At 70.3% G+C, this 11985-nt stretch carries 1 protein-coding gene and 1 pseudogene; both read right to left on the reverse strand.

What is annotated here, in order from left to right; genetic code table 11:
* Positions 1-3711, reverse strand: a pseudogene (locus Sri02f_RS40695) (type I polyketide synthase); the annotation flags it as partial.
* A gap of 47 nt (positions 3712-3758) precedes the next feature.
* Positions 3759-11985 (reverse strand): SDR family NAD(P)-dependent oxidoreductase (locus Sri02f_RS40700; protein WP_445009696.1); only part of this gene is annotated, 8227 nt, incomplete at its 5' end.

Raw genomic sequence — 11985 nt, forward strand, 5'->3', positions numbered from 1 at the left:
AGCAGTAACCCGGCGGACGTCCTCGGCACCGAGCGAAGCCGACTCCACCTCCAGCAACTCCACCTCGCCGACGCCGTCCACATCCGCCTCAGCACGCACCGCCAGAGGCGACCACTCCACCCGGAACAACGCATCACCACCACCGGCGCCGCCGGACACCCTCAACTGCTCCTCGGAAACCGCCCGCAACACAAGCGACTCCACCGAGGCCACCGGAGCACCCTCGCCGTCGGCCAGGTCCAGCGACAGCGACTCCGCCCCCGTCGACGTCAGCCGCACACGCAACGACGACGCACCCGAAGCATGAAGAGCCACACCACTCCACGCGAACGGCAGGAACAACCCATCGCCGTCGGACTCGCGCGCACCGGAGAAGGCGCCTGCGTGCAGCGCGGCGTCCAGCAGCGCCGGGTGCAGACCGAAGCCCGCAGCCGATTCCACTTCTCCCGACGGCAACGCGACCTCGGCGAACACCTCGTCGTCCCTGCGCCACACCGCACGCAGTCCCTGGAACACCGGCCCGTACCCATAACCACGGGCGGCCAGTTCCTCGTACAGGTGCGACACGTCCACAGCCACCGCACCCTCCGGCGGCCATATGCTCAGCCCCGCGCCGGCCGCGGCGGATGCATCCTCGCCAAGCTGCCCACTTGCATGGCGTACCCAGGCAGAGTCCACATCGGCGTCATCAGCCCGCGAGTACACCGCGACCGGCCGGACTCCACTGCCGGTGTCCTCACCGACCGAGACCTGCACCCGTACCGCACCCTCGTCGGGAACCGCCAGCGGAGCCTCGATCACCAGCTCGCGCAGCATCCCGGCGCCAACCTCATCACCCGCGCGTACAGCCAGCTCCACGAGGGCGGCGCCCGGCAGCAACACCACACCGGACACCGCGTGGTCCGCCAACCACGGCTGCGCCGCCAGTGACAAGCGACCTGTGGCAACGACACCACCCGTCTCGGGCACACCCACCACGATGTCGAGCAGCGGGTGTCCGGCGGCCAGAGCCGGGTCTCCGCCGGACGCCACCGGGTTCAGCCAGAACCGCTGCCGCTGGAAGGCGTAGGTGGGCAGGTCCACCCGGCGGGCTCCGGTCCCGGCGAACACCTTCTCCCAGTCCACCCGCACACCCCGGGCGTGCAACTGCCCCAGGGCATACATCAGCGCCCGGTCCTCCGGCATGTCCCGCCGCAGAGAAGGCACGCAATCCCCGGCCACCATCCCCGACAGCACACCGTCAGGACCCAACTCCAAGAACGTCGACACCTTCTGCTTTCGCAGCGCCTCGACACCGTCGTGGAACCGGACCGTGCCCCGCACGTGCTCCACCCAGTACTCCGGCGTGCACAACCGGCCCGCCTCCGCCACTTCACCGGTCAGATTCGACACCACCGGCACAACCGGCTCGTGAAACGTCAACCCCGCCGCGACCCGACGGAACTCCTCCAACATCGGATCCATCAACGACGAATGAAACGCGTGCGAGACCCGCAACCGCTTGACCCGACGATCCCCCAAGCGGGCCACCACCTCCGTGACGGCGTCCTCGGCGCCCGACAGCACCAGCGACGTCGGCCCGTTCACCGCCGCGACACTCACACCCTCGCCCAGCAAAGGCCCGACCTCGTCCTCCGCCGCCTCGACCGCGAACATCACCCCACCCGACGGCAGAGCCTGCATCAACCGACCCCGCGCCACCACCAGAGCCGCCGCATCCTCCAACGACCACACACCCGCAACGAACGCAGCCGTCACCTCACCGACCGAATGACCCGTCACAAAGTCGGGACGCACACCCCACGACTCCACCAACCGGAACAACGCCACCTCGACGGCGAACAGCGCCGGCTGCGCAAACCGCGTCTCGTCCAGCAGGTCCCCGCCCTCGAAGACCAGATGCTTGAGCGAGCGACCGAGCTCCTTGTCCACGGCCGCGCACACCTCGTCGAAAGCCTCCGCGAACACCGGGAAAACAGCGTGCAGTTCACGCCCCATCCCGACCCGCTGCGACCCCTGACCCGTGAACAGCACACCCAGACGGCCCGCGACCACACTCTGCGGATCCACCGACCCGAGATGCTCCCGCGCCTCCCCCACCGAACCCGCCACCACCACAGCACGATGATCGAAATGCGCACGGGTCGTAGCCAGCGAGAACGCCACGTCCGTGAGATCCAGGCCGGGCCGCTCCTCCAGGAAACCGGCCAGCCGCGCCGCCTGGTCGCGCACCGCCTCCACCGACCTGCCCGACACCACCAACGGCACCACATCAGCAGGCGCCCCACCACCCGGCGCCACCGCACCCTCCACCGAAGACCCCGTCTCGACGGCCTCCAGGATCACGTGCGCATTCGTCCCACTGATCCCGAACGCCGACACACCGGCGCGCCGAGGACGGTCCGATGCCGTCGGCCACTCCCTGGCTTCGGTCAGCAGTTCCACAGCACCCGCCGACCAGTCCACCTTCGGCGACGGTTCGTCCACATGCAGCGTCTTCGGCAGCACACCGTGCCGCATCGCCTGCACCATCTTGATCACACCCGCCACACCCGCGGTGGCCTGGGTGTGACCGAGGTTCGACTTCACCGAGCCGAGCCACAACGGCCGGTCCGCCGGGCGGCCTTGCCCGTACGTCGCGATCAACGCCTGCGCCTCGATGGGATCACCGAGCGACGTACCCGTACCGTGCGCCTCCACCGCGTCGACGTCCGTGGCGAGCAGTCCGGAGTTGGTGAGCGCCTGGCGGATGACACGTCGCTGCGAGGGACCGTTGGGTGCGGTGAGACCGTTGGACGCACCGTCCTGGTTCACCGCGCTGCCGCGCACGAGCGCCAGGACGTCGTGGCCGTTGCGCCGCGCGTCCGACAGCCGCTCCAGCAAGAGCAGGCCCACGCCCTCGGCCCACGACGTACCGTCCGCGCCCGCCGCGAACGCCTTGCAGCGGGCATCCGTCGCCAGGCCCCGCTGCCGCGAGAACGCGACGAACGCACCCGGCGTGGCCATCACGGACACACCACCGGCCAGCGCGAGCGAGCACTCACCGCTGCGCAGGGCCTGCGCCGCCAGGTGGATGGCGACCAGCGCGGAGGAGCAGGCGGTGTCGATGGAGACGGCGGGGCCCTCGAAGCCGAACGTGTACGAGACACGGCCGGAGGTGACCGCGCCGGCGCTGCCGGTCAGGGCGTACCCCTCGGTGCTGGACGCCCCGCCCTCAAGGCTGGGGATGTAGTCCTGGGGCTTGGTCCCGGCGAAGACGCCCACGTTGCGGCCGCGCAGCGAGGTCGGGTCGATGCCCGCCCGCTCGAAGACCTCCCACGACGTCTCCAGCAGCAGCCGCTGCTGCGGGTCCATCGCCAGCGCCTCACGCGGACTGATCCCGAAGAAGGCCGCGTCGAACTCAGCTGCGTCGGTGACGAAGCCGCCTTCCTTCACGTACGACTTCCCGGGGCGCTCGGGGTCGGGGTCGAACAGCCCGTTCACGTCCCAGCCGCGGTCGGTCGGGAAGGGCGAGATGCCGTCGGTTCCCGCTGCGACCAGCTCCCACAGGTCCTCGGGCGAGGACACGCCTCCCGGGAGACGGCAGCCCATGGCGACGATCGCGATCGGGTCCGTCTTCTCGGATTCGACCTCGCGCAACCGCTTGCGCGCCTGGCTGAGATCGGCGAGGGCTCGCTTGAGGTAGTCGCGCAGCTTGTCGTCGTTCGTGCTCATCGAAAGTCCTTCTGCTCAACAGGTGTGGGGGGCCGGCGCCGCTGTCAGGAAGACCCGAGCTCGTTCTCCGCGAAGCTGAAGAGTTCGTCGTCGGAGGCGGAATCGAGGTCGAAATCCCTCTCGTCCTCCGCCGGGGCACCGGACGCCGCATACCGGGTCGCGAGGGTTTGCAGGCGCTTGGCCATCTGGACCATGACGGCGTCGTCCAGGGACGTACTGCTCAACGCCGCTTCGAGTCGGTCCAGTTCGGCGAGCACGGACATCGGCGAGACGCCCAGTTGCTCCAGCAGGACGTCGGCGAGTGCGGCCGGCGTCGGGTAGTCGAACACCGCCGAGGCGGGAAGCTGGAGCCCCGTGGCCGCCGTGAGGCGGTTGCGCAGCTCCACACCTGTGAGCGAGTCGAAGCCGAGGTCCTTGAAGGCACGGTCCGGCGCGACGGCGTCCCGGCCGCGGCGGCCCAGTACGGTTGCGACGTCCGCGCTGACCAGGTCGAGCAGGGCCCGCTGCCGCTCGGACTGCGGCATCTTCGCCAGCCGGTCGGCCAAGGACTCCCCGGCCACGTTGCCGATGCCGCCGGCGACACCGATACGGACGGTCCGCCGTGGCTTGCGGACCAGGCCCCGCAACATGGCCGGCACCTCGCCGGCCGCCGCCTGCTCAGCGAGCGCCGCGAAGTCGAACTTGACCGGCACCAGCACCGGCTCACCAGCAACCAGGCCGACATCGAAGAGCGCCATGCCCTCCTCGACGGACAACGGACGAATACCACCACGGCTCATACGAGCCTGATCGGACTCCCCCAACGACCCCGTCATCGCACTCGACGCACCCCACAGACCCCAGGCAAGTGACACCGCCGGCAAACCCTGCGCCCGACGCCACAGAGCAAACGCGTCCAGGAACGCGTTCGCCGCCGAATAGTTGCCCTGCCCCGGACCACCCAGCACACCCGAAGCCGAGGAATACACAACGAAGGCATCCAGATCCAGACCCCGCGTCACCTCATGCAACGCCAACACCGCATCCACCTTCGGACGCAACACCCCAGCCAACCGCTCCGCCGTCAACGACCCGAACACACCGTCGTCCAACACACCAGCCGTATGCACCACCCCCGACAACGGAGCATCAACAGGCACCTCCCTCAACACCCCGGCCAACGCCTCACGGTCGGCCACATCACACGCCGCCACCACCACATCCGCACCAGCCCGCTCCAACTCCGCCTTCAACGCCAGCGCCCCCGGAGCCTGCAACCCACGCCGACTCGTCAACACCAGACTGCGCACCCCATGCACCGCCACCAGATGCCGAGCCACCACCGCACCCAACGTGCCCGTACCACCCGTCACCAACACCGACCCACCCGACCGGAACACCCCACCACCACCGGACGCCGCACCGGACGCCTCACCGGACGAGGCACCCGACGACGGGACCGCAACACGCGCCAACCGCGGCACGAACACCCCACCCGAACGCACCGCCACCTGCGACTCACCCGAAGCCACCACACCCGCCAACACCCCACCCACCGGCACCGACTCACCCACCGCCACATCCACCAACACCACCCGACCCGGATCCTCCACCTGCGCCGAACGCACCAACCCCCACACCGCAGCCCCCACCGGATCCACCCCACCAGACCCACCACCGACACCAACCTCCACCGCACCCCGCGTCACCACCACCAAACAACCCGAACCCGCAGACGCAGACGCAGACGCAGACGCAGACGCCAAGAACGACTGCACCGCAGACAGCACATCGGCAGTAACCCGGCGGACGTCCTCGGCACCGAGCGAAGCCGACTCCACCTCCAGCAACTCCACCTCGCCGACGCCGTCCACATCCGCATCAGCACGCACCGCCAGAGGCGACCACTCCACCCGGAACAACGCATCACCACCACCGGCGCCGCCGGACACCCTCAACTGCTCCTCGGAAACCGCCCGCAACACAAGCGACTCCACCGAGGCGATCAACGCGCCTTCGCCACCGGCATCGAAGATGTCCAGGCGCGACGCGTCGGAGCCGCTCTCGGCCGGTGTCACCCGGATCCGGACGGCCGCGGCACCGGTGGCGTACAAGGTCACGCCACGCCACTCCGCGGACAGACCGGAGCGCCCGGTCGCACGTGCCGCGGCCTCCAGAAGCACCGGGTGCAGGCCGAAGTGCGCTGCGTCGGGGGCGAGTTCCTCGTCCAGGGCGAGCTCGACACCCTCATCCTGAGCGGCCGCGTCAACGCTTGGCACCGGAGCCGCGCCGGAGGGCGTCAGCCTGCCGACGGCGTGGCGGGTCCAGGACTCGTCGCCCTGTTCGACGCGGGTGTACACGCTCACCGTACGGTGCCCCTCGTCGTCTGCGCCTCCGACGGAGACCTGCGCACGAAGGGCTCCCGTGGGCGGCAGCACGATCGGTGTCTCGATCGTCAGCTCACGCAGGGTGCCGGCGCCGACCTCATCGCCTGCGCGGATGGCCAGTTCGACCAGCGCGGCTCCCGGCACCATGCCCGTGCCCATGCCCGTGTCCGGCACGGAGTCCTCGACCAGCCATGGCTGAGCCTTGCGCGACAACCGTCCGGTGCACAGCACGCCTCCGGTCTCCGGAACTGCCATCACCGCGCTGAGCAGCGGGTGTCCCAGCGACACGTCAGTAGTCGAAGCGGTGGCGGCCAGCCAGTAGCGCTGGTGTTGGAAGGCGTAGGTGGGCAGGTCCACCCGCCGGGCTCCCGTCCCGGCGAACACCTCCTCCCAGTCCACCCGCACACCCCGGACATGCAACTGCCCCAGGGCATACATCAGCGCGCGATCCTCCGGCATGTCCCGCCGCAGGGAAGGCACGCAATCCCCGGCCACCATCCCCGACAGCACACCGTCAGGACCCAACTCCAAGAACGTCGACACCTTCTGCTTTCGCAGCGCCTCGACACCGTCGTGGAACCGGACCGTGCCCCGCACGTGCTCCACCCAGTACTCCGGCGTGCACAACCGGCCCGCCTCCGCCACTTCACCGGTCAGATTCGACACGACCGGGACGACCGGCTCGTGATAGGCGAGTGCGGCCGCGACCTGGCGGAATTCCTCCAACATCGGATCCATCAACGCCGAATGGAACGCGTGCGAGACCCGCAACCGCTTGACCCGACGATCCCCCAGACGGGCCACCACAGCCGCGACGGCGTCCTCGGCGCCCGACAACACCAGCGACGTCGGCCCGTTCACCGCCGCGACACTCACACCCTCGCCCAGCAAAGGCCCGACCTCGTCCTCCGCCGCCTCGACCGCGAACATCACCCCACCCGACGGCAGAGCCTGCATCAACCGACCCCGCGCCACCACCAGAGCCGCCGCATCCTCCAACGACCACACACCCGCCACGAACGCAGCCGTCACCTCACCGACCGAATGACCCGCCACATAGTCGGGACGCACACCCCACGACTCCGCCAACCGGAACAACGCCACCTCGACGGCGAACAGCGCCGGCTGCGCAAACCGCGTCTCCTGCAACAACACCGGCTCATCGCCGAAGACCAGATCCTTCAGCGAACAGCCCAGACCCTCGTCGACGACCGCGCACACCTCGTTGAAAGCCTGCGCGAACACCGGGAACGCGGCATACAACTCCCGCCCCATCCCGACGCGCTGCGACCCCTGACCCGTGAACAGCACACCCAGACGGCCCGCGACCACACTCTGCGGATCCACCGACACGAGATGCTCCCGCGCCTCGCCCACCGAACCCGCCACCACCACAGCACGATGATCGAAATGCGCACGAGACGTCGCCAGCGAGAACGCCACATCCGTCAGATCCAGGCCGGGCCGCTCCTCCAGGAAACCGGCCAGCCGCGCCGCCTGGTCGCGCACCGCCTCCACCGACCTGCCCGACACCACCAACGGCACCACATCAGCAGGCGCCCCACCACCCGGCGCCACCGCACCCTCCACCGAAGACCCCGTCTCGACGGCCTCCAGGATCACGTGCGCATTCGTCCCACTGATCCCGAACGCCGACACACCGGCGCGCCGAGGACGGTCCGATGCCGTCGGCCACTCCCTGGCTTCGGTCAGCAGTTCCACCGCACCGGCCGACCAGTCCACGGCCGATGACGGCTCGTCCACGTGCAGTGTCTTCGGCAGCATGCCGTGCCGCATCGCCTGCACCATCTTGATCACACCCGCCACACCCGCGGTGGCTCCCGTGTGCCCGAGGTTCGACTTCAGGGCGCCGAGGAGCAGGGGGCGGTCGTCTGCGGGGCGCTCCTGACCGTAGGTCGCGATCAACGCCTGCGCCTCGATCGGATCACCCAACGACGTACCCGTACCGTGCGCCTCCACCGCGTCGACGTCGGCCGCCGACAGACCGGCGTTCGCCAGCGCCTGACGGATCACCCGCTGCTGGGAAGGACCGTTCGGAGCGGTCAGACCGTTGGACGCGCCGTCCTGGTTGACCGCGCTGCCCCGCACCAGGGCCAGCACCTCATGGCCGTTGCGACGAGCGTCCGACAGACGCTCCAGCAGGACCAGACCCACTCCCTCGGCCCAGCCGGTGCCGTCCGCGCCCTCGGCGAAGGCCTTGCAGCGTCCGTCCGGCGCCAGGCCCCGCTGCCGTGAGAACTCGACGAAGACGCCGGGGCTGGACATCACGGCCACGCCGCCGGCCAGGGCGAGCGAGCACTCTCCGCTGCGCAGGGCCTGCATCGCGGAGTGCATCGCCACCAGTGAGGACGAGCATGCCGTGTCGATGGTGAGCGCGGGTCCCTCGAGGCCCAGGACGTACGACACGCGGCCGGAGGCGACGCTGCCGGCGCTGCCGGTCAGGGCATAGCCCTCGGTGCCTTCGGCGCCGCCGCCGAGGCGCGGGGTGTAGTCCTGCGCTCCCATGCCGGTGAAGACGCCGACGTCCTTGCCCCGCAGTGTCGTCGGGTCGATGCCCGCCCGCTCGAAGACCTCCCAGGAGGTCTCCAGCAGCAGCCGCTGCTGCGGGTCCATCGCCAGCGCCTCACGGGGGTTGATGCCGAAGAACCCGGCGTCGAAGTCGGCGACGCCGTGCAGGAAGCCGCCCTTGCGGACGTAGGTCGTGCCGGGGGCGTCCGGGTCGTCGGAGAACAGTCCGTCCAGGTCCCATCCGCGGTCGGCCGGGAAGCCGACGAGCGCGTCGCGGCCCTCGGCCAGCAGGGTCCACAGGTCCTCGGGCGAGGTGACGCCGCCGGGGAGGCGGCAGCCCATGGAGACGATCGCGATCGGGTCGTCGGTCGTGGGGGACGGTGACGGTGCGGCGGCGGGCAGGGCCGCGGCGGCGTCGCCGACGAGTTCCGCGCGGAGGTGGTCGGCCAGCGCCCTGGGGTTCGGGTAGTCGAAGACGAGGGTGGCGGGCAGGCGCAGCTGTGTGGCGGCGTTGAGACGGTTGCGCAGTTCGACCGCGGTGACCGAGTCGAACCCGATCTCCTTGAACGCCCTGTCCTCCTGGACGCCTTCGGCGTCGGTGTGGCCCAGGACGGCGCCGGCCTCGGTCCGCACCAGGCTCACCAGCAGGTGTTCCTGTTCGGCGGGTGCGAGTTCCAGGAGTTCGGCACGCAGGGCGGAGGCGTCGGCGCCGGGCCGGTCCTCGGTGGCGCCGGCGAGGAGTTCGGTCACCTCGGGCAGGCCGCGCAGCAGGGGCCGGGGACGGCTGAGGGTGAAGGCCGGGGCGAAGCGGGTCCAGTCGATGCCGGCGACGACCACGTGGGTCTCGTCGTGCTCGACGGCCTGCACGAGTGCGGCCACGCCGAGGTGGGGTTCCATCAGGGAGAGGCCCAGTTTGGCGAACTCCCCCGCCATCGAGGCGTCGACCATGCCGCCGCCGCCCCACGCGCCCCAGGCGACGGAGGTGGCGGTCAGTCCGCGGGCGCGTCGGTGGTGGGCCAGCGCGTCGAGGTAGGCGTTGGCTCCGGCGTACGAAGTCAGGCCGTTGCTGCCCCAGGCGGTGGCGCCGGAGGAGAAGAGGACGAAGGCGTCGAGTTCGCGGTCGTGGAGCAGGTCGTCCAGGTGACGGGCGCCGTCGATCTTGGCGCGGCCCATCTCGGCGAACTGCTCGACCGTGAGCCCGGACAGGGGTGATTCGGTCTGGGGCGCGCCGGCGAGGTGCAGGACGGCGGTCAGCGGCAGTTCGGCGGGGACGGCGTCGAGGAGGGCGGCGACCGTGTCACGGTCGCCGATGTCGCAGGCGGTGATGGTGACCCGGGCGCCGTGGGCCTCGAGTTCGGTGCGGAGTTCGCCGGCGCCGGGGGCGTCGGGGCCGCGGCGGCTGGTCAGCACCAGATGTTCGGCGCCGAGCTCGGCCAGTCGGCGGGCGACGTGGGCTCCTGTGCCGCCGGTGCCACCGGTGATGAGGACGGTGCCGCGGGGGGTCCAGGGCTTGGGGGCCGGGGCGCCGTCCAGCGGGGCGCGGCGCATGCGGCGGGCGTGCAGGCCGTCGGGGCGGACGGCGAGTTGGTCCTCGTCGTCGGCTCCGGAGAGGGCGGCGCACAGCAGGTCGAGGGTGTGCGGGTCGGGTTCGTCGGCGCCGGGGGGCAGGTCGACGAGGCCGCCCCAGGTCCGGGGGTGGTCGAGTGCCAGGACGGTGCCGATGCCCCACATGACGTGCTGGGAGACGTCGGTCAGCTCTGCGGGGTCCGCTACGGCGACGCCGCCGGAGGTGACCGCCCACAGGGGCGCCTCGATGTCGGCGTCGCCGAGGGCCTGGACGAGGGTCACGGTGGCGATCGTGCCGCGCGACCAGCTGGTGTGGACGGGGTGCGGCCGGCCGTCGAGGGCCAGGAGCGACACGATGCCCGCGAAAGGCTGGTCGGGCAGGCCGGCGGCGAGCGTCTCGCGGTTCGTGTGCTCGGTGTCGATCTCGATGCGCACGGTCTGCGCGCCGCGCTCGGTGAGACCGGTGGTGACGGCGTCGGCGAGCGGGCCGCTGTCGGCGCCGGTGGCTATGAGCCAGGTGCCGGAGAGGGTGGCGGTGGTGTCGATCCGGTCCCAGCCGAGGTGGTAGCGCCATCCGTCGACGACGGACCGTTCCCGTCGGCGGCGTCGCCAGGACGAGAGCGCGGGCAGGACTTCGTCGAGTACGGCAGGCCTGAGCTGGAGGTCGTCGGCCAGGGTGTCACTGTCACCGGCCTCGATCGCGGCCCAGAAGGCGGTGTCGACGGGGTCGGCCTCGACGGCGGGCGTGTCGTTGGCGTCGAGCCAGTAGCGCTGGTGCTGGAAGGGATACGTCGGCAGTTCCGTGCGCCGCGCTCCCCGCACGTCGAACGCCGCCTCCCAATCGACGTCGACACCCCCCACGAACACCTCGCCCACCGACCGCAAGAACCGCTCCAGACCCCCCTCACCACGACGCAACGACCCCACCACCACACCATCCACACCCACCGCACCCATCGACTCCGCCACCACAAAACCCAACACCGGATGCGGACTCATCTCCACGAACACCCGCCGACCCTCACCCAACAGAACCCGCGTCACCTCCTCAAAACGCACCCGCTCCCGCAGATTCCGATACCAATACCCCCCGTCCAACAACGCCGTGTCCACCACCCCACCCGTCACCGTCGAATAAAACGGCACCCCCGACGACACACCCGACACACCCGCCAACACCCCCGCCAACTCACCCTCCACCCCCTCCACCTCAACCGAATGCGACGCATAATCCACCGCCACCCGACGAACCCGCACCCCCTCCCCACGCAACTCCTCCTCCAACACACCCAACGCCTCCACCCCACCCGCCACCACCACCGACGACGGACCATTCACCGCAGCAACCGACAACCCCCCACCCAAACGCCCCTCCACCACACCCACCGGCAAAGCAACCGACAACATCCCACCCCCACCCGCCAACGACGACGCAATCACCGCACTACGCCCCGCCACCACCCGCGCACCATCCTCCAACGACAACCCACCCACCACACACGCCGCCGCGATCTCCCCCTGCGAATGACCCACCACCGCAACCGGCTCCACCCCCACCGACCGCCACAACCCCGCCAACGACACCATCACCGCCCACAACACCGGCTGCACCACATCAACCCGACCCAACGCCTCCTCATCACCCAACACCTCCACCAACGACCACCCCACAAACGGCTCCAACGCCGCCCCACACCGCCCCATCCACTCCGCGAACACCACCGACTCCGACAACAACCCCAACGCCATCCCCACCCACTGCGCCCCCTGACCCGGAAACACGAACACCACACCGGAACCACCAGGAGCG

The sequence above is a fragment of the Streptomyces rishiriensis genome, from assembly GCF_003112535.1.
Lineage (GTDB): Bacteria > Actinomycetota > Actinomycetes > Streptomycetales > Streptomycetaceae > Streptomyces > Streptomyces rishiriensis.